The organism is Pantoea sp. SGAir0430 (genome assembly GCF_043549295.1).
Genome location: NZ_CP039427.1, coordinates 3,842,391 through 3,867,519, shown reverse-complemented (window position 1 = coordinate 3,867,519; position 25,129 = coordinate 3,842,391). Strand labels below are relative to the sequence as shown.

At 59.4% G+C, this 25,129-nt stretch carries 22 protein-coding genes and 1 other RNA gene; 8 read left to right on the top strand and 15 right to left on the bottom strand.

Annotated elements, in window-relative coordinates; all coding sequences use genetic code 11:
* Nucleotides 1-7: 7 nt before the first annotated feature.
* A protein-coding gene (gene prfB / locus E7738_RS18065; protein WP_104093670.1) for a peptide chain release factor 2 occupies nt 8-1,106 on the bottom strand; the annotation gives its coding sequence in 2 pieces (ribosomal slippage) (nt 8-1,030 and nt 1,032-1,106; 1,098 coding nt in all).
* Between the two features lie 551 nt (nt 1,107-1,657).
* Here prfB and E7738_RS18060 point away from each other — a divergent pair.
* Entirely contained in the window at nt 1,658-4,420 is a 2,763-nt protein-coding gene (locus tag E7738_RS18060; RefSeq protein WP_394515914.1) for an autotransporter domain-containing protein, read from the top strand.
* Nucleotides 4,421-4,423: 3 nt separating this feature from the next.
* Here the strand turns inward: E7738_RS18060 and recJ are convergent, their stop codons facing one another.
* Genes recJ through xerD form a run of 3 tightly spaced genes read right to left on the bottom strand, consistent with a single transcriptional unit; the run spans nt 4,424 to nt 7,790 of the window.
* Nucleotides 4,424-6,151, bottom strand: coding sequence for a single-stranded-DNA-specific exonuclease RecJ (gene recJ / locus E7738_RS18055; protein ID WP_211725015.1), 1,728 nt, complete (start codon nt 6,149-6,151; stop codon nt 4,424-4,426).
* 9 nt (nt 6,152-6,160) lie between these two features.
* Nucleotides 6,161-6,874, bottom strand: a complete 714-nt coding sequence (gene dsbC / locus E7738_RS18050) for a bifunctional protein-disulfide isomerase/oxidoreductase DsbC (RefSeq protein ID WP_394515913.1) — start codon at nt 6,872-6,874, stop codon at nt 6,161-6,163.
* A gap of 22 nt (nt 6,875-6,896) precedes the next feature.
* A complete protein-coding gene (xerD, locus tag E7738_RS18045; RefSeq protein ID WP_058757089.1) occupies nt 6,897-7,790 on the bottom strand; it encodes a site-specific tyrosine recombinase XerD in 894 nt (297 codons plus the stop codon).
* Between the two features lie 100 nt (nt 7,791-7,890).
* Here xerD and fldB point away from each other — a divergent pair, with 100 nt between their 5' ends.
* Entirely contained in the window at nt 7,891-8,409 is a 519-nt protein-coding gene (gene fldB / locus E7738_RS18040; protein ID WP_127834516.1) for a flavodoxin FldB, read from the top strand.
* Here fldB and E7738_RS18035 read toward each other — a convergent pair.
* Nucleotides 8,406-8,825, bottom strand: coding sequence for a protein YgfX (locus E7738_RS18035; protein WP_127834517.1), 420 nt, complete (start codon nt 8,823-8,825; stop codon nt 8,406-8,408). The two genes, fldB and E7738_RS18035, sit on opposite strands and share 4 nt — an antisense overlap.
* On the bottom strand, nt 8,800-9,066 hold the full coding sequence (gene sdhE, locus E7738_RS18030) for an FAD assembly factor SdhE (protein WP_010616925.1): 267 nt from the start codon (nt 9,064-9,066) through the stop codon (nt 8,800-8,802). The genes E7738_RS18035 and sdhE overlap by 26 nt, the downstream gene beginning before the upstream one ends.
* Before the next feature lie 228 nt (nt 9,067-9,294).
* Here sdhE and ygfZ point away from each other — a divergent pair, with 228 nt between their 5' ends.
* Nucleotides 9,295-10,278 (top strand): tRNA-modifying protein YgfZ, encoded by a 984-nt coding sequence (ygfZ, locus tag E7738_RS18025; RefSeq protein ID WP_132464570.1) that lies wholly within the window; start codon nt 9,295-9,297, stop codon nt 10,276-10,278.
* A gap of 52 nt (nt 10,279-10,330) precedes the next feature.
* Here the strand turns inward: ygfZ and E7738_RS18020 are convergent, their stop codons facing one another.
* Nucleotides 10,331-10,984 carry a PAQR family membrane homeostasis protein TrhA gene (locus tag E7738_RS18020; protein ID WP_021506671.1) on the bottom strand — a complete coding sequence of 218 codons (654 nt, stop codon included), beginning with the start codon at nt 10,982-10,984 and terminating at the stop codon, nt 10,331-10,333.
* A gap of 176 nt (nt 10,985-11,160) precedes the next feature.
* Between E7738_RS18020 and E7738_RS18015 the strand changes: the two genes are divergently transcribed.
* Nucleotides 11,161-11,892: a MurR/RpiR family transcriptional regulator gene (locus tag E7738_RS18015; protein ID WP_104188400.1), complete on the top strand. Its 732-nt coding sequence runs from the start codon at nt 11,161-11,163 to the stop codon at nt 11,890-11,892.
* 124 nt (nt 11,893-12,016) lie between these two features.
* Nucleotides 12,017-13,456, top strand: coding sequence for a 6-phospho-beta-glucosidase (locus E7738_RS18010; protein ID WP_031279480.1), 1,440 nt, complete (start codon nt 12,017-12,019; stop codon nt 13,454-13,456).
* Nucleotides 13,457-13,516: 60 nt separating this feature from the next.
* On the opposite strand, the gene E7738_RS18005 is transcribed toward E7738_RS18010, so the two are convergent.
* The 8 genes from E7738_RS18005 to E7738_RS17970 form a co-directional block, all read right to left on the bottom strand.
* On the bottom strand, nt 13,517-14,260 hold the full coding sequence (locus tag E7738_RS18005; protein ID WP_394515910.1) for an SDR family oxidoreductase: 744 nt from the start codon (nt 14,258-14,260) through the stop codon (nt 13,517-13,519).
* Between the two features lie 74 nt (nt 14,261-14,334).
* The gene (gcvP, locus tag E7738_RS18000) at nt 14,335-17,208 is read right to left on the bottom strand and encodes an aminomethyl-transferring glycine dehydrogenase (RefSeq protein WP_021506667.1); all 2,874 of its coding nucleotides are present in this window, start codon (nt 17,206-17,208) and stop codon (nt 14,335-14,337) included.
* A 98-nt stretch (nt 17,209-17,306) separates the two neighbouring features.
* Nucleotides 17,307-17,693, bottom strand: coding sequence for a glycine cleavage system protein GcvH (gene gcvH / locus E7738_RS17995; protein ID WP_021506666.1), 387 nt, complete (start codon nt 17,691-17,693; stop codon nt 17,307-17,309).
* A gap of 22 nt (nt 17,694-17,715) precedes the next feature.
* Nucleotides 17,716-18,813, bottom strand: a complete 1,098-nt coding sequence (gcvT, locus tag E7738_RS17990) for a glycine cleavage system aminomethyltransferase GcvT (protein WP_278427893.1) — start codon at nt 18,811-18,813, stop codon at nt 17,716-17,718.
* 555 nt (nt 18,814-19,368) lie between these two features.
* On the bottom strand, nt 19,369-20,571 hold the full coding sequence (gene ubiI, locus E7738_RS17985) for an FAD-dependent 2-octaprenylphenol hydroxylase (protein ID WP_166720507.1): 1,203 nt from the start codon (nt 20,569-20,571) through the stop codon (nt 19,369-19,371).
* A gap of 20 nt (nt 20,572-20,591) precedes the next feature.
* Nucleotides 20,592-21,770, bottom strand: a complete 1,179-nt coding sequence (gene ubiH / locus E7738_RS17980) for a 2-octaprenyl-6-methoxyphenyl hydroxylase (protein WP_372771863.1) — start codon at nt 21,768-21,770, stop codon at nt 20,592-20,594.
* Nucleotides 21,767-23,089 (bottom strand): Xaa-Pro aminopeptidase, encoded by a 1,323-nt coding sequence (gene pepP, locus E7738_RS17975; RefSeq protein ID WP_104188393.1) that lies wholly within the window; start codon nt 23,087-23,089, stop codon nt 21,767-21,769. The genes ubiH and pepP overlap by 4 nt, the downstream gene beginning before the upstream one ends.
* Before the next feature lie 50 nt (nt 23,090-23,139).
* Nucleotides 23,140-23,721 (bottom strand): YecA/YgfB family protein, encoded by a 582-nt coding sequence (locus tag E7738_RS17970; protein WP_058757098.1) that lies wholly within the window; start codon nt 23,719-23,721, stop codon nt 23,140-23,142.
* Nucleotides 23,722-23,891: 170 nt separating this feature from the next.
* Here E7738_RS17970 and zapA point away from each other — a divergent pair, with 170 nt between their 5' ends.
* The 3 genes from zapA (at nt 23,892) to E7738_RS17955 (ending at nt 25,120) form a co-directional block, all read left to right on the top strand.
* Complete coding sequence (gene zapA, locus E7738_RS17965; protein ID WP_021506660.1) at nt 23,892-24,221, top strand: cell division protein ZapA; 330 nt, start codon at nt 23,892-23,894, stop codon at nt 24,219-24,221.
* A 39-nt stretch (nt 24,222-24,260) separates the two neighbouring features.
* Nucleotides 24,261-24,444: non-coding RNA, 6S RNA (ssrS, locus tag E7738_RS17960), on the top strand.
* 70 nt (nt 24,445-24,514) lie between these two features.
* Complete coding sequence (locus tag E7738_RS17955; protein ID WP_058771549.1) at nt 24,515-25,120, top strand: 5-formyltetrahydrofolate cyclo-ligase; 606 nt, start codon at nt 24,515-24,517, stop codon at nt 25,118-25,120.
* The last annotated feature ends 9 nt before the right edge of the window (nt 25,121-25,129 follow it).

Sequence of the window (25,129 nt, the reverse complement as noted above, 5' to 3'; positions counted from 1 at the left end):
CGGTTCCTTATAGCCCTGCTTTTAAACTTGCTTCAATAAAACGGTCAAGATCGCCATCCAGTACGGCCTGGGTATTACGCGTTTCTACGCTGGTACGCAGATCCTTGATGCGCGAATCGTCAAGAACGTATGAACGGATCTGGCTGCCCCAGCCGATGTCCGACTTGTTCTCTTCCGCCGCCTGCTTGTCGGCATTCTTCTTCTGCATTTCGTATTCATACAGCTTGGCACGCAGCTGTTTGAAGGCCTGATCTTTGTTCTTATGCTGCGAGCGGTCGTTCTGGCACTGCACCACAATATTGGTCGGCAGGTGGGTAATACGCACCGCTGACTCGGTTTTGTTAACGTGCTGACCACCGGCACCCGAGGCGCGATAGACGTCGATACGCAGGTCGGCCGGGTTGATTTCGATGTCGATGTTGTCATCCACTTCCGGGTAAATAAATACCGAACTGAAGGAGGTGTGACGACGACCGCCGGAGTCGAACGGGCTCTTACGCACCAGACGATGAACGCCGGTTTCGGTACGCAGCCAGCCGTAAGCGTAATCACCGATAATTTTGATGGTGGCTGATTTGGTACCGGCCACTTCGCCTTCGGACTCTTCGATGATCTCGGTTTTGAAGCCTTTGGCTTCCGCCCAGCGCAGATACATGCGCAGCAGCATGCTGGCCCAGTCCTGCGCTTCAGTGCCGCCAGAGCCGGCCTGAATATCCATGTAGCAGTCGGCGCTGTCGTATTCGCCGGAGAACATACGGCGGAACTCCAGTTCACCCAGCTTCACGTCCAGCGCGTCCAGCTCGACAACGGCTTCGTTGAAGGTCTCTTCGTCGTCGGCTTCAACCGCCAGCTCCAGCAGACCCTGCACATCTTCCAGCCCCTGCTGCATCTGGTCGAGCGTTTCAACTACCGCTTCCAGCGAGGCGCGCTCTTTGCCCAGCGCCTGCGCGCGTTCAGGTTCGTTCCAGACGTCCGGCTGTTCCAGCTCGGCGTTTACTTCTTCGAGGCGTTCTTTCTTGGCATCGTAGTCAAAGATACCCCCTAAGAACGCTGCTGCGCTCGCTGAGGTCCTGGATACGATTTTTGACCGGATTAATTTCAAACATGGCTTTTCAGTCTTTTTTGACGATTCGGTGAGAGGAGATAAAAGTAACGCGCTAGTTTACCCGAAAGCGCGCCTGGTTTGTAGCTTTGCACATCAATGGCTATACCGCGTATGAACCGGCAGAAAATAATTGCGTCAGTTCTGGAAACCGGCAGGTAGCGTGGTTGCCAGAAATCCCGCTGTCACTCGCCACCTACGCGGTGCGCCTTCAGAATTTTCCTACATAATCACGGCAATAAACGCCAGCTGGCGTCATTAAACACCATGATTTCTCAAACAAAATCGTTAAAACTCCACCATCAGAAATGTCTGGTTCGAAGCGTGATATAGCGCGATTAGCCTGCGCAATGCTGCGCTGTCCTGGCCATCAACCGGCCAGTGCGCACCTTATCCTTTCTGCACCCTGGCGGAATCCCAGGGGTTCGTGCTTCATCTATTGCGTTCTGTCTGTCAGCCACGTTGCTCAGGAGTATTCGTGACAGGGAAAGACTGCATTCAGGCCCGTTAACGTGAACGGGCGACAACATGCCCTGAGAGGCATGAGGAGTTGCCATGCATTATCCTGTTGTTACTTTTCGACCCTCACCGCGCCTGCTGGCGCTCCTCATCCCGTTTCTGCTCAGCGCCTGTGGTGGCGGTGGTGGCGGCGGCGGTAGTAGCGGCGGCGGCAGCACCCTGACCCCGGTCACGCCGGTCGTTGAACCTGCGGTGCCGGCCACGGCCGCCAGCAATAAAGTAGGCATCATTGACTCTGGTCTGGCCCCGGGCCGCAGCGAAATTAATTACGCCAACGTGAATTTCTCCAGTTATGTCGACAGCAACACCGCGCTGAATGACAACATGGGGATCAACGGGCACGGCACGCTGGTGGCGATGACGCTGCTGGGGCTGTCGCCTGACAGCGCGCTGTATGTGGCGCAGGCGTCACAAAATAATATTTTCAGCTACGACAATACTGCGCGCGCCGTGCAGGGCTTAGTGGCACAGGGCGTACGCATCTTCAATATGTCCTACGGTTCGCAGGAGCGCCTCACCAGCCAGCAGGCGTTAACCGATGCGCGCCAGCGCTATCAGTCACTGTATCAGGGGCTCAACGCGGTGGCTGCGGCAGATGGGCTGGCGGTGATGATCACCGGCAACAACAGCGGCGCCACGCCGGCACCGGACGTGCTGACACCGCTGATGTATAACGACCCGCAGCTGGCACGTAATCTGCTGGCGGTGACCGGTATCCTGAGTCATACCGGTTATGACCTGCCAGGCCGCGCAGCCGGCACCGGACCGTTTGACGCCTGCGGCGCGGCCGCCGCGTGGTGCCTGACCGCGCCGGGCTATACCGATTACCTGTATCAAAACTCCGACGGCAGCTGGGTGCAGGCGCGCAGCTACGGCACCTCGTTTGCCGCACCGCGCGTGACGGCTGCGGCCTCGCAGCTGCTGCAGCGTTTCCCGTGGATGAGCGGCCATAACCTGCAGCAAACCCTGCTGACCACCGCCACCTACCGCAGTGATGCGCACGATAACGTCGCCGACAGCGCCAACGGGCGGCCATACAATGAGACGTTCGGCTGGGGCGATCTTAACGCCGCCAAAGCCTTAAACGGGCCGGGACAATTCTGGGCAGAGGACTTCAGTGCGCGCCTCGACGGCGGCCAGTATGTGTTCAGCAATGACATCAGCGGCGATCGCGGGCTGGTGCTGGACGGCAGCGAACGCGGCGGTACGCTGCAGCTGACCGGCAACAACAGCTATCAGGGCCTGACGCAGGTCTCCGCCAATAGCCTGCTGATTGACGGTACGATTGCCGGCAATGCGCTGGTAAACGGCAGCGGCAAACTGGGTGGCAGCGGACGCATCGGCGGCAATCTGGTCAACCAGGGATCGGTTAACGGCGGCCTGCAGGTAGCGGGCAATTATCAGCAGAGCGCCGACGGTACGCTCAACGTCACGCTGAACAATCCGCTGCGCGTGACCGGCAACGCGGCGCTTGACGGCACGCTAAACCTGGCGCCGCCCTCCGCCAGCTACGTGGTGAAACAGCAGGAAACGCTGCTGACCAGCGGCGGCGGCGTGAGCGGTCAGTTTAGCCAGGTTAATACCGGCGTATTTCTCGACGGTTCCGTCAGCTATGACGCCCACAGCGTTACCGGCCAGCTCACGCGCAAGAACACCGCCGCAGCGGCACAGGCGATGGGAATGGACAGTGCCAGCGCGCAGCAAACCAGCCGCAACCTGGAGCAGGCGTTTGAGCTGGCGGACCGCTGGCAGGGTCAGGCGACGCTGAGCAGTGCGCAGCAGTCAGCGCTGGCGGCCGCAGGCGCCTTCCAGACGCTGGCGGACACCCGCAGCGCACAGGCGGCGATCAACTCCCTGTCCGGCCAGGCGCATGCCTCCGGCAATGCGGTGCTGTTTAACGCACTGGATTATCAGACGCGCCTGCTCAACAACCGCATTGATGATGCCAGCGAACAGGGGCGCTTTGGCTTCTGGCTGGAGAGCGGCCAGCTGCGCGGCTCGCTCGATCAGGACGGCTATCTCGGCAACCGCTATCGCAATACCCTGACCGCGCTGGGTGCCGACAGCGACTTTGGCCTGCCCGGCCTGCGCCTCGGCATCGCCTGGACGCACACTCAGCTTGATGCCACCTATGACAACACCGGCGGCAACAGCCAGAACAGCCTGCAGGGCGTAATGCTGTATGGGCGCTATGCGGTGACGCCAGCCTGGTACTGGCAGGGCAATCTCAGCTATCAGCATGGACGCGATAAGCTGCAGCGCCTGGTGCTGCTGGACGAGGCCGCGCCGGTTTCCTCTTCCGCCCGCACAGACAGCTGGCAGGCGGCGCTGCAGAGCGGCTATCGCTGGACGCTGCAGGAGGATTATCGCATTGAGCCCTATCTCGGCTGGCGTGAAACCGGCCTGCAGACCGGCAGCTTCAGCGACAGCGGCAGCGCGTTTGGCCTGCAGGGCGACGGCGACAGCTATCGCCGCAGCGTCGGTTACGGTGGCCTGAATCTCAGCGCGCGCCAGGACTGGTCGGCGGGCTGGTGGAGCATGCTGAGCCTGTATGGCGAATACCAGTACGCGTTCAGCAATCCGTCGATGGACGTCAGCGCGCGCTGGAGCGGCTTCGGCAGCGGTCAGCAGAGCTTTACCATCCCGGGTATGCAGCTCGATCGCCGCTCGCAGTGGTTTGGTGCGCGGGTTGATCTGGTGCAGTCGGCACGCGCGCGGCTGTTCCTGCGTGCCGACCGCCACGTGGCCGATCGCGGCGATGAGAAGGTGCTGCGCGGCGGTGTCGACGTCACGTTCTAAGCGTTACGACTGCGGCCAGATATGGTCGATGATCAGCTGTACCGAGCGATTGCCGCGGTATTCGTTGATATCCAGCTTGTAAGCCAGCTGCACCTGACGCACGCTGCTGTCTGGCCACAGGCTGGTGTCGACGTTAAAGGCGATACCATCCAGTAACGGGCCGCCGCCCAGCGGCTCGACCATCACCTTAAGGTGACGCTCGCCCACCAGACGCTGCTGCAACAGCTTAAACTGACCGTCGAACACCGGCTCCGGAAACGCCTGGCCCCAGGGGCCGGCTTCCCGCAGCATTTCCGCGGTGTGCAGGGTAAATTCCTGCGCATGCAGTTCGCCATCGGACCACATCACGCCCTGCAGCGCCTCGCCTTCCAGCCATTCGTCGATCAGCGCAGCAAAGCGCTGGCGGAACTCATCGTACTTCGCCTCTTCCAGCGACAGCCCCGCCGCCATGGCGTGCCCGCCAAATTTGATGATCAGGCCGGGATAGAGCGTGTCGATGCGTTCCAGCGCGTCGCGCAGGTGCAGGCCGGCAATCGAACGGCCAGAGCCCTTCAGCGTGCCGTCACCGGCGGGCGCGAAGGCGATGACCGGGCGGTGGAAGCGCTCTTTCAGGCGTGACGCGAGGATGCCAACTACGCCCTGATGCCACTCCGGGTGATAAAACGCCAGCCCGAGCGGCAGATCGCGATGCTGGCGCTCCAGCTCATCGCACAGCGCCAGCGCCTCGCTCTTCATGCCCTGCTCAATCTCTTTGCGCGTTTGATTAAGCGCATCAAGTTCGCTGGCCAGCATGCGCGCCTGGGCAATATCTTCCGTCAGCAGCAGCGCAACGCCAACCGACATATCGTCCAGCCGGCCGGCAGCATTGAGGCGTGGCCCGACGGCAAAACCGAGATCGCTGGCCGCCAGCTGACGCGCATCGCGGTTAGCAATCTCCAGCAGCGCGCGGATGCCGGCACGGCATTTGCCGGCGCGGATGCGGCTCAGCCCCTGCCACACCAGAATGCGGTTGTTGGCATCCAGCGGCACCACGTCGGCCACGGTACCGAGCGCCACCAGATCCAGCAGTTCGGCCAGATTGGGTTCACTGCGCCCGTCGCTGAACCAGCTCTGCTGACGCAGATGGGCACGCAGCGCCAGCATCAGATAAAACGCCACACCCACGCCTGCCAGCGAACGCGACGGGAATGCGCTGTCGCTCAGGTTAGGGTTAACGATGGCTTCTGCCGCCGGCAGCGTTTCGCCCGGCAGGTGATGATCGGTGATCAGTACCGGAATGCCGTGCTGGTGTGCGGTGTCGACGCCCGCGTGCGACGAAATGCCGTTATCCACGGTGAGGATCAGCTCGGCGCCACGCGCGCGCGCCTGCTCCACCACTTCCGGGCTCAGGCCATAGCCGTCTTCAAAGCGGTTCGGCACCAGATAATCAACGTTGCCGCCCATGCTGCGCAGCGCCAGTACGGTGAGCGCGGTGCTGGTGGCACCATCGGCATCGAAATCACCTACCACCACGATGCGGCGTTGCTGCTGCAGCATCTCATGCAGCAGCGTCACGGCGCGCTCAATGCCGCCAAGGCTTTGCCACGGCAGCAGGAATTTCGCGCCGCGTTCCAGTTCGGCGGCGTCTTTGACACCGCGCTGCAGGTAGAGACGACGCAGCAGCGGCGGTAAATCATCGGGTAACTGCGCGTCGGCCTGGGCTTCACGCCGACGTAATTCTACAGAGTGCATCACTGTGTCTTAACCACCACGCTTCTGGCCGTCCAGCACCTGCTTCAGCTCCTGCGGTCCCTGGTAGCCAGGGATCATCATGCCGCTGTCGGTGAGGATGGCGGGCGTGCCCTGAATACCAAACAGAATGCCCAGCTTGTAGTGCTGGTCGAGATTGATTTTGCAGCTCGCCGGCGCATCCATTTGCGGTGCGTCGCCTTTCATTGCGGCATCAAACGCCTTGTTGCGATCGGCGCTGCACCAGATGGCGGTCATGGCTTTCTCCACCTGGCCGTGCAGGCCTTCACGCGGGAACGCCAGATAGCGCACGGTGATGCCCAGCGCGTTGTAGTCAGCCATCTGTTCGTGCAGCTTGCGGCAGTAGCCGCAGGTGATGTCGGTGAACACGGTGATCACGTGCTGCTCTTTCGGCGCTTTGTAGACAATCATTTCCGGTGCCAGCGCGGCGACTTTTTTCTCCAGCAGCTGATTGGTGACATTCACCGGCTGCGCGCCGCTGACATCGTACAGCGGGCCCTGAATCATGTGCTTGCCGTCTTCGGTGACGTACAGCACGCCGCTTTCGGTCATCACCGTTTTGATACCCGGCAGCGGCGACGGCTGAATTTCCGCCTGCTGCATACCCAGTTTTTTCAGTGATTGCTGAATCGCGCTGTCATCGGCATAGGCCAGCGCAGCAAAGGCGCTGACCAGCAGAGCCAGCGTCGTAACGGTTTTTTTCATCTCAAATCCTTGTTGCCGCTGCTCAGGCGCGCGGATGATGCTGTTGATGTAACTGACGCAGGCGCTCGGTCGCCACGTGCGTGTAAATCTGGGTGGTCGACAGGTCGCTGTGCCCCAGCAACATCTGTACGACGCGTAAATCGGCACCATGGTTCAGTAAATGTGTGGCAAATGCGTGGCGCAGCACATGCGGTGACAGCTTTTCGCTGTCGATGCCGGCAAGGGTGGCATAGTGTTTGATGCGATGCCAGAAGGTCTGGCGTGTCATCTGCTGCGCGCGGTTGCTGGGGAACAGCACATCAATGGTCTGCCCGTTCAGCAGCCACGGCCGCCCGTGTTCCATATAGTGCTCCAGCCAGTAAATGGCTTCTTCACCTAATGGCACCAGCCGCTCTTTATTGCCTTTACCGATGACGCGCACCACGCCCTGACGCAGGCTGACATCACTCAACGTCAGACCGACCAGCTCAGAGACGCGCAGCCCGGTAGCGTACAGCAGCTCCAGCATCGCTTTGTCACGCAGTTCAAGCGGTATGTCCGTTGCCGGGGCCTGTAACAGGCGCTCGACCTGATTTTCTGACAGGTCTTTTGGCAGGCGCTGCGGCAATTTCGGCGCTGATAACAGCGCGCTGGGATCGTCACTGCGCAGCTTTTCGCGGTACAGATACTGAAACAGACGGCGCATTGCGCTCAGGGTACGCGCTGAGCTGGTGGCTTTGTAACCGCCCTCAATCCGCTCAGCCAGAAACTGCTGTAAATCAGCGGCTTCCAGCGTCAGCAGCGTGCGCTCATGGTGGTGCAGCCAGGCAGTGAGCGTCTGCAAATCCTGACGATAGGACGCCAGCGTGTTCTGCGCCAGGTTGCGCTCAATCCAGAGCGCGTCGAGAAACTGTTCTATCAGATCGCTGTCCTGCACTGTTGCCCCTCGCCGTGTGAAATCGTGCTCATTATGCCTGAAACTGGCCTGCTTCTGGTACAATTGCGCCAGAGTGAGTTTCAGTCAGAGCATTAATTGCATGAATATCGGTCTGTTTTACGGTTCCAGTACCTGTTACACCGAGATGACGGCGGAGAAAATTCGCGACTTTATCGGTGAAGAATTAGTCACACTGCATAACCTGAAAGATGACGATCCGTCGCTGATGGAGCAGTACGATTTACTGATTCTCGGTATTCCGACCTGGGATTTCGGCGAACTGCAGGAGGACTGGGAAGCGGTGTGGCAACAGCTGCCGGCGCTCAACCTGCAGGGCAAAATTGTGGCGCTGTACGGCATGGGCGACCAGATCGAGTACAGCGAATGGTTCCTTGATGCGCTGGGTATGCTGCACGAACTGCTGCTGCCGATGGGCGTGCAGTTTGTCGGTTACTGGCCGCTCGACGGCTACCAGTTCACCAGTAAAAAACCGCTGACCGCCGATGGTCAGCAGTTTGTCGGTCTGGCGCTCGACGATGTTAATCAGTTTGAGCTGAGCGAAGAGCGCGTCGAGCAGTGGTGTGAACAGATTCTGACCGAAACCGCCGCGCTGCTTTAATGCGGCGTCGCGCCATCCAGCAAAAAACAGCGGGCGCGTAGCGCGCGCCACGCGTCGGGCGGCATGCTGTCGTGCAGCAGCCACAGCCGCCAGCGCTGCCCGCGACGGTTACGCAGCACCAGCAACACGCCCCACGGTAGCCAGTCCGGCTGCCGTTGCGCCTGCCAGCGCTCACCGCGCCAGTACCAGTCACCCTTGTCATCCAGCATGAGCGCTCCGCAGCGCTGCTGCAGGCGACGCGCGTTACGCCAGCACTGCAGGGTCAGCAGAATCACTACCGCGACCTGAACCCAGGCCCAGCCCGCCGGCCAGTGGCAGCTCAGCAACAGCGCGCCACACAGCCCGAACAGCGTCACATTCAGCACCTGCGCGCTGCGTGACGCGCGCAGATTACATTGCCACCGGCCCGCGTTCACGGTTGCGCTGCTGAATCAGTTTCACCATGCGTTTGAACTCGGGATCGGCCGGTTCGCCGTGGTTCATCATCCAGTTAAACAGGTCCGGATCGTCGCTCTTCAGCAGCGCGACAAACACCTGCTTGTCGCTGTCGCTCAGCGAATCATACTCATATTTAAAGAACGGCATGATCGAGACATCCAGCTCCAGCATGCCGCGACGGCATGCCCACTGGACGCGCGCTTTGTCATGAATATCCATGTGTCTTCTTCCACAGCTGATAACAGTGGCGCTCAGTGTACCTGCTTTTTCGCCGCGCTGCAGGCGTGCAACCAGACGCTGCGCGCGGTGACGCACAGCAATGCCACCGGTTACAGGGTTATCACGCGATTTGTGCGCCAGATTCCGCAAACAGGTTGCAATGGCGCACTGCTCTTTTAACATTGGTAAGCATATTACTGGATAAACCTTATTGATCAGGACGGACTCATGCCGATTTTCACCCTTCCGCCTCGCCAGCCCGCTGCGGCGTCGCGCCTGCCTTTAACGCTGATGTCGCTCGACGAGTGGGCGCTGGTGTCGGTGCAGGGCAAAGACAGCACCTCTTATCTGCAGGGTCAGCTGACGCTGGACGTGGCGGCGCTGGACGCAGCGCAGCATCGCCCGGCGGCGCACTGCGATGCCAAAGGCAAAATGTGGAGCAATCTGCGTCTGTTCCATCGTGGAGAAGGTTATGCCTATGTTGTGCGGCGCAATCTGCGCGAGCAGCAGGTGACCGAACTGAAGAAGTATGCGGTGTTCGCCAAAGTGACCATTGCGGCCGATGATGACGCAGTCCTGCTCGGCGTTGCCGGTTTTCAGGCGCGCGCCGCGCTGGCTAACGTTTTCGCCACGCTGCCGGATGCCACAACCCCAGTGGTACAGCAGGATGACACCACCCTGCTGTGGTTCGCCGAGCCAGCCGAGCGTTTTCTGCTGGTCACCACGCCGGCGCAGGCCGAAGCGCTGCAACAGAAGCTGGCCGGGGAAGCGCAGCTGAATGACAGCACGCAGTGGCTGGCGCTGGATATTGCGGCGGGCGTGCCGGTGATCGACAGCGCCACCACGGCGCAGCTGATTCCGCAAGCCACCAACCTGCAGGCGCTGGATGCCATCAGCTTTAAAAAAGGCTGTTATACCGGCCAGGAGATGGTGGCGCGCGCCAAATTCCGCGGCGCCAATAAACGTGCGCTCTACTGGCTGGCAGGCAGCGCCAGCAAAGTACCGGACGCGGCCAGTTCGCTGGAGTTGCAGATGGGCGACAAATGGCGTCGCACCGGCACGGTGCTGAGCGGCGTACAGCTGGATGATGGCAGCGTGTGGGTGCAGGCGGTGCTGAACAACGATCTGGAGCCGGATAGCGTGCTGCGCGTTGAAGGCGATGAAAGCGGTAAGCTGACCATCCAGCCACTGCCCTATTCGCTGGAGGAGTAACGGTTACGGCTGGTACGCCGCAGGGTCGCCATCAGTGGCGACCCTGGCCTTGTTACATCACGTAAAAATAGATGGCGCAAAAGTGCAGCACGCTGCCGCCCAGCACGAAACCGTGCCAGATGGCATGATTGTACGGAATACGGCGCGACACATAGAAAATCACCCCGAGCGAATAGACAATCCCGCCCGCCGCCAGCAGCCAGACGCCGCCGGCCGACAGTTTGGTTGCCAGCTGATAAATCACCACCAGCGACAGCCAGCCCATGCTGAGATAGGTCACCAGCGACAGCACTTTAAAGCGATGCGCAATGGTCAGCTTAAAGATGATGCCCGCCAGCGCCAGACTCCAGATCACCACCATCAATCCCTGCGCCAGCGGTGATTGCAGCCCGACCAGCAGAAACGGCGTGTAAGTCCCGGCGATCAGCAAATAGATGGCGCAGTGGTCAAATTTCTTCAGCCAGTATTTGGCGCGCTGATGCGGAATGGCGTGATACAGCGTCGAGGCGAGGAACAGCAAAATCATGCTGCCGCCGTACAGGCTATAGCTGGTAATGGCGGTGATATTCGCCTGCATTTCAACGGCCTGGGTCAACAGCAACACCAGCCCCACGATGCCAAACACGCAGCCCAGGCCGTGGCTGATGCTGTTGGCGATCTCTTCGGCCAGTGAATAGCCCTGGGCAATAAGTCGGTTCTGTACCATGGCGTCGGATTCCTGAACATCGTAACGAAAGTTGTGCTTTTTCTGTGCACCAGAGTAGCGAAGAACAATTTCAGAGTACACATGTACGCTAAAATTATTCTGTGAAGAGGTGTGACAACCCAGCGGCAAACCAATCTGTTACACTGAGGCTTCTTTTTGCCGTGAGCGCCGCCCGAATGTTTTCACACAGCGACCTGTCCCGTTTGAATGACCTTGAGATGCAGGTTTATCACTTCATCATCAAACACCGGGAAAGTGTCAGTTATATGACCATCCGCGAACTGGCGGCGCAGGCGGGCGTCTCGACCACCACGGTGCTGCGCTTCTGCCGCAAAATGCACTGTGACGGCTGGTCAGAATTTCGCATCCGTTTTCGCCTGGCGCAGGAGCAAAGCGCGCCGGTGCTGCTTCCCTCCGGCGTCGGAGAAATGCTGAGCTTTTTTAAAAGCATCAACAACGCAGAATTTGATCAGCAGATTGCCACCGCAGCGCAAATGATCATTGAGGCTGAGCACATTTTCTTTATTGGTGCCGGTACTTCAGGCAGTCTCGGCAAATATGGTGCACGCTATTTTTCTAATATTGGTAAATTCAGCCATCATATTGACGACCCTTATTACCCGGTGAGTAAGAGCGCCTGGGAAAATGCGCTGGCGATTATTTTATCCGTCTCTGGCGAAACCGAAGAGATCCTGCGCTTTGCCAGTCAGTTCAGTCTGCATCACTGTAAAATCATCTCCATCACCAATCACGACAACTGCTCGCTGGCGAAAATGGCGGATTTCAATCTCTCCTATCATGTGCCGCAGGAGAAACTGCCTGACCGCTACGATATTACCACCCAGGTACCGGTGATTTATATTCTGGAGACGCTGGGCCGTTATATTTCCCGCCTCACGCAGGTATAAAACAGCCTGTTTTTCGGCGGTAACAAGTCACATTTCCGCGCCGGTGTTATAGCGTGACTTTGCTATTTCAGTTGTTACACTGCGGGCAGTATTATTTTCGCCAACAGCGTGACGAGGTATTGAAATGAGTGAAGGATTGCAGTTACCCAGCGGATTTCTCTGGGGCGGCGCGGTGGCAGCCCATCAGGTTGAGGGCGGCTGGGATCAGGGCGGCAAAGGCGTCAGCATCGCCGATGTTCTCACCGGCGGCGCACACGGCGTTGATCGCGTCATCACGCCCGGCGTCCAGCCCGGCCAGCACTATCCCAACCATCAGGCGGTGGAATTCTATTCACACTACAAACAGGACGTGGCGCTGTTTGCTGAGATGGGTTTCAAATGCTTCCGCACCTCAATTGCCTGGACGCGCATTTTCCCCAACGGCGATGAACTGCAGCCCAATGAAGCCGGCCTGCAATTTTACGATGACCTGTTTGATGAACTGCTGAAATATGGCATCGAACCGGTGATTACCCTGTCGCACTTTGAGATGCCATATCATCTGGTTAAAGAGTACGGCGGCTGGGCTAATCGCAAAGTGGTCGATTTCTTTGTGCGCTTCAGTGACGTGGTGATGACGCGCTATCGCCACAAGGTGAAGTACTGGATGACCTTCAATGAAATCAATAACCAGCGCAACTGGCAGTATCCGCTGTTCGGCTACTGCTGCTCCGGCGTCGTGTTCACTGAGCATGAAAAGCCGGAGCAGACAATGTATCAGGTGATGCATCACCAGTTCGTCGCCAGTGCCAAAGTGGTGAAGCGCGGCCACGAAATCAACCCGGATTTCCAGATTGGCTGCATGATCGCCATGGTGCCGGTCTATCCGTTCTCCTGCCATCCGGACGACGTGATGCGCGCGCAGGAGTCGATGCATCAGCGCTACGTGTTCAGCGACGTGCAGATGCGCGGCGCGTACCCGGCTTATACGCTGAAAGAGTGGGCGCGCAAGGGCTATCACATTGAGATGGAAGCCGATGACGCCGAAACGCTGCGTCAGGGCTGCTGCGACTACATCGGTTTTAGCTACTACATGAGCAACGCGGTGGACACCAAAGCCAGCGGCGTCGACGACCCGATCACCGGCTTCGACGGCGTAGTGCCCAACCCGCACGTCAAAGCGTCTGACTGGGGCTGGCAGATTGATCCGGTCGGCCTGCGCTACGTGCTTAACGCGCTGTATGAGCGCTACCAGAAGCCGCTGTTTATTGTTGAGAACGGCTTTGGTGCCATTGATAAAGCCAATGCTGAGGGCGTGATCGAAGATGACTACCGCATTGATTATCTGCGCGCGCACATTGAAGAGATGAAAAAAGCGGTGGCGCTGGATGGCGTTGATCTGCTGGGTTATACGCCGTGGGGCTGCATCGACTGCGTCTCCTTTACCACCGGCCAGTACAGCAAGCGCTACGGCTTTATCCACGTCGATAAAAACGATGACGGCAGCGGCAGCTTTGCCCGTTCGAAGAAGAAGAGTTTCGCCTGGTATCAGCAGGTGATTGCCAGCAATGGTGAAGTGCTGTAACCGCTTATAGCGCGCGACGTAAAAATGTACGCCGCGCGCAGACAGGCTGTGGCGTGCGGCTCAACGGCCGCCTGATGCATCAATAAAGCTGCCGGTGACGTAGGAAGCGGCGTCACTTGCCAGCCAGGCGATGGCGGCTGCGATCTCCTCCGCCTGACCGCCGCGCTGCATCGGCAGCGATGCCGCGAGACGATCAACGCGCCCCGGCTCGCCGCCGTCGGCATGCATATCGGTGTAGATCAGCCCTGGCCGCACGCTATTGACGCGAATCCCCTGCACTGCCACTTCCAGTGACAATCCTCTGGTCAGCGTATCCATCGCGCCTTTCGACGCCGCGTAATCGACATACTCATTGGGCGAGCCGGTACGCGCAGCCGCTGACGAGACGTTAACAATGGCGCCGCCCTGGCCGCCGTGTGCGGTGCTCATCCGTTTTACCGCTTCGCGGCAGCAGATAAACGTGCCGGTGACGTTGGTTGCCAGCACGCGTTGAATGCGCGCGGCATCCAGATCCTCAACCCGGCACTGGGAGAAAAGAATACCGGCGTTATTCACCAGCACGCGCAGCGCGCCCGGCTGCTGATCCAGCTGGCGGAACATGCGCACCACCTGCGCTTCATCGGCAATATCCGCCTGTAAGGCAAACGCGCTGCCGCCCTGCGCTTCGATATCTGCTACCACCTGCAACGCTTCTGCTTCGCGCTGCCGGAAATTGATTGCCACGCGATAACCTGCCTGCGCCAGCAGCAGCGATGTTGCCCGTCCAATTCCGCGGCTACCGCCGGTGACCAGTGCCAGATCCATATGCTTCTCCCATAAAAAAAAGGCCGACAAATCGGCCTTGAGTATTACTGAAGGGTTTGGATTACGCCTGCAGATTATTGGTATTCGCTCATCGGAACGCATGAACAGAACACATTGCGATCGCCAAACACATCGTCCAGACGCTTAACGGTCGGCCAGTATTTGTTGGCGCTGCCGGCCGGGAAGACCGCCAGCTCGCGGCTGTACGGATGAGTCCAGTCGCCGACGATTTCCATCTGGGTATGCGGTGCATTCACCAGCGGGTTGTCGTCAGCCGGCCATTCACCGTCGGCCACGCGATCAATTTCCATGCGGATCGCCAGCATCGCGTCAATAAAGCGGTCCAGCTCGATTTTGCTCTCGGATTCGGTCGGCTCGACCATCAGCGTGCCGGCGACCGGGAACGACATGGTCGGCGCATGGAAGCCATAGTCGATCAGGCGTTTCGCGATATCCAGCTCGCTGATGCCGGTCTGCTCTTTCAGCGGACGAATGTCGAGAATGCACTCATGCGCCACGCGGCCGTCGCGGCCGGCGTACAGAATCGGGTACGCCGACTGCAGCCGGCTGGCGATGTAGTTGGCGTTAAGAATCGCCACCGAGCTGGCCTGCTTCAGCCCTTCGGCACCCATCATGCGAATGTACATCCAGCTGATGGGCAGAATAGATGCGCTGCCGAACGGCGCCGCAGAAACCGCGCCCTGCTGGGTCAGCACGCCGTCAATCTGCACCACGCTATGGCCCGGTACGAATGGCGCCAGATGCGCCTTCACCCCGATGGGCCCCATGCCCGGACCGCCACCGCCGTGCGGAATGCAGAAGGTTTTGTGCAGGTTGAGATGCGACACGTCAGCGCCAATGTAGCCAGGCGTGGTGATCCCAACCTGCGCGTTCATGTTTGCGCCGTCGAGGTACACCTGGCCGCCGTACTGATGCACGATCTGGCACACTTCGCGAATGGTCTCTTCGTAGACGCCGTGCGTCGACGGATAGGTCACCATGATGCACGACAGCGCGTCACCGGCCTGCGCTGCTTTTTCACGCAGATCGCCGAGATCGATGTTGCCCTGCTTATCACAGGCCACCACCACCACCGCCATGCCCGCCATCTGCGCGGACGCCGGGTTGGTGCCATGCGCCGAGCTCGGGATCAGACAGATTGTGCGGCCCGCTTCATTACGGCTCTCATGATAGCGACGGATGGCCAGCAGACCGGCGTATTCGCCCTGCGCACCAGAGTTCGGCTGCATGCACAGCGCATCGTAACCGGTGAGCTGGACCAGCCACTGGGACAGCTGACCGATCATCTGCAGATAACCGCTCGCCTGCTCTGCCGGGCAGAACGGGTGCAGTTCAGCAAATTCCGGCCAGGTGATCGGAATCATTTCGGCGGCGGCATTCAGTTTCATGGTGCATGAGCCGAGCGGGATCATCGCCTGATTCAGCGCCAGATCCTTTTTCTCCAGGCTGTGCATGTAGCGCATCATCTCAGTTTCGCTGTGATGACGGTTGAACACCGGATGGGTAAGGAATTCGCTGGTACGCTGCTGGCCTGCCGGAATAGCGCTGTTTTCCGCCGCCACCGCGGCGTCCAGCGCCTCGATATCCTGACCGTGCGCGTCACCCAGCAGAATGGCAAACAGCGCCAGCACGTCTTCACGCGTGGTGGTTTCATCCAGCGTGATACCAACCGCATTGAGGATATCGCTGCGCAGATTGACGCCGAAGCTCAGCGCACGGTTCAGCACCGCCGCTTTGTCCGCGACTTCAACGGTCAGCGTATCGAACCAGCTGTGATGGCGCAGCTTCAGGCCGCCGTTTTGCAGGCCTGCTGCCAGAATCGAGGTCAGGCGGTGAATGCGCGAGGCGATGCGCTTCAGTCCAGCCGGGCCATGGTAAACCGCGTACAGGCCGGCGATATTCGCCAGCAGCACCTGGGAAGTACAGATGTTGGAGTTGGCTTTCTCACGGCGGATGTGCTGTTCGCGCGTCTGCATCGCCATGCGCAGCGCGGTGTTACCGGCGGCATCGCGTGACACGCCGATGATACGGCCCGGCATGGAGCGCTTGTGCTCATCACGGCTGGCAAAGAAGGCCGCGTGCGGACCGCCGTAGCCCATCGGTACGCCAAAGCGCTGGGCGGAACCGAAGACGATATCAGCACCTTGTTTGCCCGGCGCTTCCAGCTGCACCAGCGCCATGAAATCCGCCGCCACGCTCACCACCACTTTGCGGCTTTTCAGCTCAGCAATCAGTTCACGGTAGTCGTGCACTTCTCCGCTGGTACCGACCTGCTGCAGCAGCACGCCAAACAGATCGTCGTGCTCGCGGGCTTTTTCGGCGCGATCAATAATCAGCTCAAAGCCAAAGGTTTCGGCGCGGGTGCGCACCACATCCAGCGTTTGCGGATGGATGTCATCGGCGATAAAGAATTTGGTCGCGTTTTTCAGCTTGCTGACGCGTTTAGCCATCGCCATCGCTTCGGCGGCCGCGGTGGCTTCATCCAGCAGTGAAGCTGAAGCAATATCCAGCCCGGTGAGATCGAGCGTCAGGGTCTGGAAATTGAGCAGCGCTTCCAGACGGCCCTGCGACACTTCCGGCTGATATGGCGTGTACGCCGTGTACCAGCCCGGGTTTTCCAGCATGTTGCGCAGAATCACCGGCGGGGTGATCACGGCGCTGTAACCCATTCCAATCCAGGATTTGTAACGCTGATTCTGGCTGGCAATGGCTTTCAGCTCTGCCAGCGCCTGCTGTTCAGTCGCGGCATCGCCTACCGCCGGCGGGCCTGGCAGCTGGATATCAGCAGGCACAATTGAAGCGATCAGCGAAGCCAGCGAGCTGGCACCAATCGCTTCCAGCATGGTGGCCTGCTGCGCGGCATCAGGACCGATATGGCGCTCAATAAAAGCACCGTTATGTTCGAGCTGGCTGAGAGTCTGGGTCATTTACAGTACATCCTGAATCGGGCTGGGTGACAAAATGGCATTAAATCAGGCAGATAAAAAAGAAGGCGCCGCAGTGCAGCACCTTCAGAGACTACCGGTTACTCGTCGATGGACTTTTTATAGGCCTCGGCATCGAGCATCGCGTCGAGCTCGGACTCGTCGCTGGCTTTGATGCGGAACAGCCAGCCGGCGGCGTACGGTTCGCTGTTCACCAGCTCCGGGGCATCGCCCAGCTCTTCGTTGACCGCCACGATTTCACCGCTCAGCGGGGCATAGATATCCGATGCCGCTTTCACGGATTCGGCTACCGCACAGTCGTCACCGGCGGCAAAACTGGCGCCCACGTCAGGCAGGTCGACAAACACCATGTCGCCCAGCAGTTCCTGCGCGTGTTCGGTGATGCCCACGGTAAACGTACCGTCAGCTTCTTTCCGCACCCACTCGTGGCTATCACGGTACTTCAATTCATTTGGCACATTGCTCATCGCCATTTCTCCTGAAAAAAAATTACTGAGCGACCGGCTTGCCGGCGCGAACAAAAATAGGTTTAGTCACTTTCACCGGCATTTCACGATTGCGGATTTCAACGATCGCCTGCTCACCGATACTGGCCGGCACGCGCGCCAGCGCAATGCTATAGCCCAGCGTTGGCGAGAAGGAGCCGCTGGTAATGATGCCCTGCTGCGGCTGGCCCTGCGCATCGGTAAAGCGCACCGTCAGACCGTTACGCAGCACGCCTTTTTCGGTCATCACCAGCCCGACCAGTTTTTCCGTGCCGTTCTCGCGCTGCGCTTCCAGCGCTTCACGGCCAATGAAATCACGGTCGCCGGGCTCCCAGCTGATGGTCCAGCCCATGTTGGCGGCCAGCGGCGAAACGCCTTCATCCATCTCCTGACCATACAGATTCATGCCAGCTTCGAGACGCAGCGTATCGCGTGCGCCCAGTCCGGCTGGTTTCACGCCCGCGGCCAGCAGCTGCTGCCAGAAATCTGCGGCCTGAGCGGCAGGCAGGGCGATTTCATAACCGGCTTCACCGGTATAACCGGTCGTGGCGATAAACAGATCGCCGGCCTGTACGCCAAAGAACGGCTTCATGCCTGCAACCGCGTCACGCTGTGCCGCGCTAAACAGGCTCTGTGCTTTTTGCTGCGCGTTCGGTCCCTGTACGGCGATCAGCGCCAGATCGTCACGCTCGGTGAGCGCAACCCCAAACGGCTGCGCATGCTCAGCGATCCACGCCAGATCCTTCTCGCGCGTGGCGGAGTTGACCACCAGGCGGAAGAAATCTTCGCTCATAAAGTAAACAATTAAATCATCAATGACGCCAGCTGAAGCATTCAGCATGCCGGTATAGAGGGCTTTGCCGGGCTGAGTCAGTTTGGCGACGTCGTTGGCCAGCAGGTAACGCAGAAATTCACGGGTGCGCGCGCCGTGCAGATCGACAATGGTCATGTGGGAAACGTCAAACATTCCGGCATCGTTGCGCACCGCATGGTGTTCATCCATTTGCGAGCCGTAGTGCAGCGGCATCATCCAGCCGTGGAAGTCCACCATGCGGGCACCGCAGGTCTGATGCTGTTCGAATAGAGGCGTTTGCTGAGTCATAACCATCCTGTGAAGACAAGTGAGTGTGACGCGCCTGCGCCGTCAGTTTTGAGCGACGCAAACGTTCTCTTTACACTGAAGTTACCACCGAATCCGGCAATTAACCATAAGGAAAACGAGGGTGAAACCTTATCATCCTTTGGGCTGCCCCGGCAGCCACGCCAGCACATCTCACTGCATTTATGTGATTTACCGCGCATATAATTCACCTGTTACGCAGTAATTCAGCCGAATAATGGAAGCTGTACCGCAGACAAGGGAAATGGTTCGGGAGCAAAAAGCATTTTGGATTAGTTAAAGTAATGCGAATTGAGACCTGAAATTAGAATAAATCAAATGAAGGGCAATTTGGGTGCAGCGATGCACAATAATGGTGCCGGGGCGGGTTTTGCAGTGACGTTGCCGGGTGCGCACAGGGTCGCGATGGATGGCGACAACGCTGTGCAGTTCGGTGATTCATGAGCGGCAGCCGACTGCCACACCCACCCTTGAGGGCGATCGCGTAACGTCAGTGCAGGAAAAACGGCACCTGAAACGGTGCCGTAATAAGGAGGGTTAGCGGATCCAGCCGGGCAGGTCGTTGAGGCCCATGGCCTGCTTCAGCAGTAACGGCTTTACGCCAGGCAGCGTGTCGGCCAGCTTCAGCCCGACGTCGCGCAGCAGTTTTTTTGCCGGATGGTGGCCGGCAAACAGCTCACGGAAACCCTGCATGCCGGCCAGCATCAGCGCTGCGCTGTGCTTGCGGCTGCGTTCATAACGACGCAAATAGAGATGCTGGCCGATATCTTTGCCCTGCTGATGCAGACGGCGGATTTCGCCAATCAGCTCGGCGGCATCCATGAAGCCGAGGTTAACCCCCTGCCCGGCCAGCGGATGGATGGTATGCGCCGCATCGCCCACCAGCGCCAGCCGGTGCGCAGCAAAGTTGCGGGCGTAACGCGCCGTCAGCGGGAAGGTTTTACGTTCGCTTTCCACCTGGCACAGACCAAGGCGCATATCGAATGCTACCGACAGCTGCTGGTTAAACAGCGCTTCCGGCATGGATTGCAGTCGCGCCGCTTCCTGCGGTGACAGCGACCAGACGATGGAACACAGGTGCGGATCCTGCATCGGCAGGAAGGCCAGAATGCCGTCGCCGTGGAACACCTGACGCGCAATGGCATCGTGCGGCATATCGGTGCGTACGTTGGCGACCAGCGCGTGATGCTCGTAATCCCAGAAGGTAATCGGGATATCCGCTTTGTCACGCAGCCACGAGTTGGCCCCGTCCGCAGCAATCAGCAGGCGCGCGCTCATCATGCTGCCGTCCTGCAGGGTAATAAAGGCTTCGTTATCGCCAAACGCCACCTGCTGCAGCTGAGCCGGCGCAATCAGCGTCACGTCGCTACACTGGCTGGCGCGCTGCCACAGCGCACTGTGAATCACCTCGTTTTCAATGATATGTCCGAGGTGCGACAGCCCCTGTTGCTCGTCATCAAAGCTGATCGAGCCAAAGCTGTCCTGATCCCACACTTCCATGCCGTGATACGCGCTGGCGCGCAGCGCGAGAATGGTGGACCAGACATCGAGTTTTTGCAGCAGACGCTCGCTGGCGGCGTTGATGGCCGAGACGCGAACCGACGCTGGCGCCGCCGCATCAAATTGTGGCTCAGGCGCTTTTTCCAGCACCGCAACGCGCAGGCCGCTGCCCTGTAAGCCACAGGCCACCGCCAGACCGACCATGCCGCCACCGGCAATCGCCACATCAAATGTTTGCATTGCTGCCCCTTAATTCATGCTTAACGCTTAACCCAGCCGAGCGTGCGCACGGCAAGTGGGTTTCGCAGCCATGGCAGGTGGTCCATTGCCACCAGCCCAAGATTTCGTCCTGCCACCAGCGGGGCATAACGGTTGGCGAACAGCCGCACCAGACCGTCGGTGACGCCAATGGTCGCCGCACGATCCGGCTGGCGGCGCGCAGCAAAATGGTGCAACACCGCGTGGCTGCCCGGATCCTGCTGATGACGATGCGCCGCCGCAAGGGTTTCCGCCAGCGACATCACATCGCGCAGTCCGAGGTTAAAGCCCTGCCCGGCGATCGGATGCAGCGTCTGCGCCGCATTGCCGACCAGCGCCAGCCGGTGCGTCACCTGACGCTCTGCGGTCTGCAGCGCCAGCGGATAGATTTCGCGCTGGCCGGCGTGAGTAAAGCGCCCCAGCCGCCAGCCAAAGGCGCGCTGTAATTCATGCAGGAAGGTGGCATCGTCCCACTGCTTAACCGTGGCTTCGGCGGCCGCCGGATGACACCACACCAGCGACAGACGGTTGCCGGACATTGGCAGCAGCGCCAGCGGGCCATGCTGCGTGAAGCGCTCAAACGCGCGGCCCTGATGCGGCAACTGCGTCGCGACGTTGGCAATCACCGCCAGCTGCTGGTAGTCGTCGCGCTGCCAGCGAATGCCGCAGGATGCCGCCAGCGGCGAGCGTGCGCCGTCAGCGGCCACCAGCAGCGCGCCCTGTAACGTTGCGCCGCTGCTGAGCGTCGCCTGCACGCTATCAGCGCTGCGGGTTACTGAGGTCACGTGATCCGGACAGCACAGCGTCACGCCGGGTGCCTCACGCAGACGTTTAAACAGGCGCTGTCCCACGTCATACAGCTCGACCACGTTGCCCAACGCCGACAGCTGATAATCCTCAGCCTGCAGCTGAACAAACCCGCTGTGCCCGCGATCGGAAACGTGGATGTGGGTAATGGGCGTGGCGCAGTCCGCCAGCGAACGCCACAGGTCAATTTCCGCCAGCTGCTGACAGGTGCCCGCCGCCAGCGCGATGGCGCGCCCGTCAAAGCCCGGGTGCGCGCGGCTGTCCGGCTGATGACGTTCAATCAGCGTCACCGGCAACTGGCCCTGCGTCAGATGCGAAATCGCCAGTGCCAGCGTGGCGCCGGTCATGCCGCCGCCTGCAATCAGGATACTCATACGCCGCGCGCCGCCGCCATCAGTGCTTCGATCGCCTCAGCGTCTTTTACCACGCTGTCGGTCAGGTTTTCATTACCGTCGGCGGTGATGACGATGTCGTCTTCGATACGGATACCGATGCCGCGATACTGCGCCGGCACTTTGGCATCCGGCGCGATATACAGGCCCGGTTCAACGGTGAGCACCATGCCAGGCTCAAGCAGGCGGTCGCGGCTGGGCGTGCCGTAGTGGCCGACGTCATGCACGTCCAGCCCCAGCCAGTGACCAAGGCCGTGCATAAAGAACGGACGGTGCGCCTGCTCTTCAAACAGCGTATCGATATTGCCTTCCAGAATGCCCAGATCGACCAGACCGGTGATCATGATACGCACCACTTCGTCGTTGACTTCATGGATGCTGATGCCCGGGCGGAACATCGACAGCGCCTTATACAGCGAGGCGAGCACGATGTCGTAGATCTCGCGCTGCGGCTGGCTGAATTTACCGTTTACCGGGAAAGTGCGGGTGATATCGCCGGCGTAGCCATGGAATTCGCAACCGGCATCAATCAGCACCAGATCGCCGTCGCGCATTTCGCTTTCGTTTTCGGTGTAGTGCAAAATGCAGCCGTTCTCACCGGAGCCCACGATGGTGTTGTAAGACGGAAAGCGCGCGCCGTGGCGGGTGAATTCGTGATGGATTTCGCCTTCCAGTTGATATTCAAACATGCCGGGACGGCACGCCTGCATCGCACGGGTATGTGCCAGCGCGCTGATTTTTCCTGCGCGGCGCAGAATGGCGATCTCGTCTTCGCTTTTAAACAGGCGCATCTCATGCACCCAGGGACGCCAGTCGGTCAGCGTCGCCGGCGCGCTGAGGTTTTGCCGGAAACCGCGGCGCAGTTTCTCCAGCGCGCTGAACACCAGCGTATCCGCTTCCGCGTATTCACCCTGTGCGTGATAGACCACGTCGAGTCCGTTGAGCAGCTGGTGCAGCTGCTCGTCAATCGCATCCCACGGCAGCGCGCGGTCAACGCCCAGCTTCGCCGGTGCGGCTTCCTGACCAAGCCGACGCCCGAACCAGATCTCGGCCGTCAGGTCGCGTACGCGGTTAAACAGCACGCTGTGGTTATGATTGTCATCGCTCTTGATTAATACCAGCAGCGCCTGCGGCTCGTTGAACCCGGTGAAGTACCAGAAATCGCTGTTCTGGCGAAAGGGATATTCGGTGTCGTTGCTGCGCGTCACTTCAGGTGCAGCAAAAATCAAAGCCGCGCTGCCGGGCGCCATGCGGGCGATCAGCGCCTGACGACGTTGCCGGAAAGTTTCCAGTGTAATCATATTTGCACTCCCTGTAGAAAACGGGCAGCGACCTGCCCACGATGACGCGCTTAGTGTAGCGTAGGTTTTTGCACTTCCGGTGCGGTCGGCGTGCGTGGCCGGGTGAAGGTGTCATGGCACAGCAGCGCGGCAACGCGCACGTACTCAATCACCTCTTCCAGCGACTGTTCGAGCTCTTCCTGATCTTCATCTTCATCGTAGCCAAGTTGCGCAATGGTGCGCAGATCGTCAATCGCTTCGCCGGTCTCACCGGTCACTTTGTCCAGCTTCGGCTGCGTCACGCCCAGGCCCAGCAGGAAGTGATTGACCCAGCCGGCCAACGCGTCAGCACGATCGAACACCGTGATGTCCTCCTCATCCGGCAGCATCAGCTGGAACAGGAAACCCTCTTCATCCAGCGTGTTGGCCAGGTTTTCATGCAGCGCCTGCAGCGGCTGCGACAGGCTTTGCGAGAACGCCATGCCCTCGTTAGTCAGGTCGTGCACCAGGGTTTTCCAGCTGCTGTCCTGATTGCCGCCGCACAGAATGCCACACAGCAGTCCGTGCATCTCGGCGGGCGTCATGCCTACGCCCTGCTGGGAAAGTGCCGCGGCCAGCGCGTTGTAAGTGGGTGTTGCGTTCTGTAAAGACATAAGCTTTGGTCGTCGTTGGCAGAATAAGTTCGTGTTATGCTACCACCAGGTGCCTCAGGGTTTCCAGAAAAGGGGTTGTAACTTATCACGCGGGTCTATATAGTTGCGCACCTCCCAACCCATTGACAGGTAAGGGAGATGCGAACGAAGTAATCAGTCAGGATGGTGGCATGTCTGCACAACCGGTAGATATTCAGATTTTTGGTCGTTCATTGAGAGTGAATTGTCCGCCTGAACAGCAAGATGCGCTGAATCTGGCCGCAGAGGATCTCAATCAACGGTTGCAAGATTTAAAAGTTCGCACTAGAGTCACAAATACAGAGCAGCTGGTGTTCATCGCCGCGTTAAACATTTGCCACGAGCTGGCACAAGAGAAAGGTAAAACGCGCGATTACGCAGCCAATATGGAACAACGCATCCGTATGCTGCAGCAGACCATTGAGCAGGCATTAGTTGAGCAAGGTCGCATAACTGAACGTCAGGGCCCTAAATTCGAATAACACTTCATGGTACTCGTGTTAGAGTAACGGTGAAGTCAATTTTCTCTGAGATGTTTGCAAGCGGGCCAGTCCCCTGAGCCGATATTTCATACCAACAGAGTGTGACGCTCTGTAACCTGTGAGCATGCTCGGTCCGTCCGAGAAGCCTGATGGTTACGACGGCATACTCACCTTGAACCAAGGGTTCAAGGGTTACAGCCTGCGGCGGCATCTCGGAGATCTCCTCTTAGTTCCACCCTGTTATTCCCGGTGTGATAATGTGGCTATCAACAGCCTTATCAGCCGGGGACATCATGCCAGCACCTTCTCTTCTCGACCGTCAGGATATTCGTCAGCATGTGCGCCATCTGCGCCGCAATCTTACGCCTGAGCAACAGGTTGAGGCCGCCGATCTGCTGGCTGAACATGCCATCAATTTTGCCCCGCTGGCCAGCGCACAACGCATCGCGCTGTTTCTCTCCGTCGATGGCGAAATCAATACCCGACCGCTGATTGCCAAACTGTGGCAGCAAAAGAAGCAGGTCTTTCTGCCGGTGCTGCATCCGTTTGCGCCCGGTCACCTGCTTTTTTTGCGCTACACGCCAGAAACCCCGCTGCGACCTAACAAGCTGCGCATCCCTGAGCCGCCGCTGGATATTACGCAGCTGGCCACACTCGATCAGCTGGATGTGATGCTGGTACCGCTGGTGGCGTTTGACGCGCAGGGACAACGCTTAGGCATGGGCGGGGGTTTTTACGATCGCACGCTACAGCACTGGCAGCAGCATGGCTTTTTACCGCTGGGTATTGCGCACGACTGCCAGCGCGTGGATGCGTTGCCGGTGGCGGCCTGGGATGTGCCATTGCCGGCAATTCTGACGCCGTCAAAGCTGTGGCAGTGGGAAACGCTGGCGGGATAAAGACAGGGC

Excerpts from the sequence above, each read along its gene's own strand:
- E7738_RS18060 (WP_394515914.1), top strand. The coding sequence starts at position 1,658 with ATGCATTATCCTGTTGTTACTTTTCGACCCTCACCGCGCCTGCTGGCG.
- recJ (WP_211725015.1), bottom strand. The coding sequence starts at position 6,151 with ATGCACTCTGTAGAATTACGTCGGCGTGAAGCCCAGGCCGACGCGCAG.
- dsbC (WP_394515913.1), bottom strand. The coding sequence starts at position 6,874 with ATGAAAAAAACCGTTACGACGCTGGCTCTGCTGGTCAGCGCCTTTGCT.
- fldB (WP_127834516.1), top strand. The coding sequence starts at position 7,891 with ATGAATATCGGTCTGTTTTACGGTTCCAGTACCTGTTACACCGAGATG.
- sdhE (WP_010616925.1), bottom strand. The coding sequence starts at position 9,066 with ATGGATATTCATGACAAAGCGCGCGTCCAGTGGGCATGCCGTCGCGGC.
- ygfZ (WP_132464570.1), top strand. The coding sequence starts at position 9,295 with ATGCCGATTTTCACCCTTCCGCCTCGCCAGCCCGCTGCGGCGTCGCGC.
- E7738_RS18020 (WP_021506671.1), bottom strand. The coding sequence starts at position 10,984 with ATGGTACAGAACCGACTTATTGCCCAGGGCTATTCACTGGCCGAAGAG.
- E7738_RS18015 (WP_104188400.1), top strand. The coding sequence starts at position 11,161 with ATGTTTTCACACAGCGACCTGTCCCGTTTGAATGACCTTGAGATGCAG.
- E7738_RS18010 (WP_031279480.1), top strand. The coding sequence starts at position 12,017 with ATGAGTGAAGGATTGCAGTTACCCAGCGGATTTCTCTGGGGCGGCGCG.
- E7738_RS18005 (WP_394515910.1), bottom strand. The coding sequence starts at position 14,260 with ATGGATCTGGCACTGGTCACCGGCGGTAGCCGCGGAATTGGACGGGCA.
- gcvP (WP_021506667.1), bottom strand. The coding sequence starts at position 17,208 with ATGACCCAGACTCTCAGCCAGCTCGAACATAACGGTGCTTTTATTGAG.
- gcvH (WP_021506666.1), bottom strand. The coding sequence starts at position 17,693 with ATGAGCAATGTGCCAAATGAATTGAAGTACCGTGATAGCCACGAGTGG.
- gcvT (WP_278427893.1), bottom strand. The coding sequence starts at position 18,813 with ATGACTCAGCAAACGCCTCTATTCGAACAGCATCAGACCTGCGGTGCC.
- ubiI (WP_166720507.1), bottom strand. The coding sequence starts at position 20,571 with ATGCAAACATTTGATGTGGCGATTGCCGGTGGCGGCATGGTCGGTCTG.
- ubiH (WP_372771863.1), bottom strand. The coding sequence starts at position 21,770 with ATGAGTATCCTGATTGCAGGCGGCGGCATGACCGGCGCCACGCTGGCA.
- pepP (WP_104188393.1), bottom strand. The coding sequence starts at position 23,089 with ATGATTACACTGGAAACTTTCCGGCAACGTCGTCAGGCGCTGATCGCC.
- E7738_RS17970 (WP_058757098.1), bottom strand. The coding sequence starts at position 23,721 with ATGTCTTTACAGAACGCAACACCCACTTACAACGCGCTGGCCGCGGCA.
- zapA (WP_021506660.1), top strand. The coding sequence starts at position 23,892 with ATGTCTGCACAACCGGTAGATATTCAGATTTTTGGTCGTTCATTGAGA.
- E7738_RS17955 (WP_058771549.1), top strand. The coding sequence starts at position 24,515 with ATGCCAGCACCTTCTCTTCTCGACCGTCAGGATATTCGTCAGCATGTG.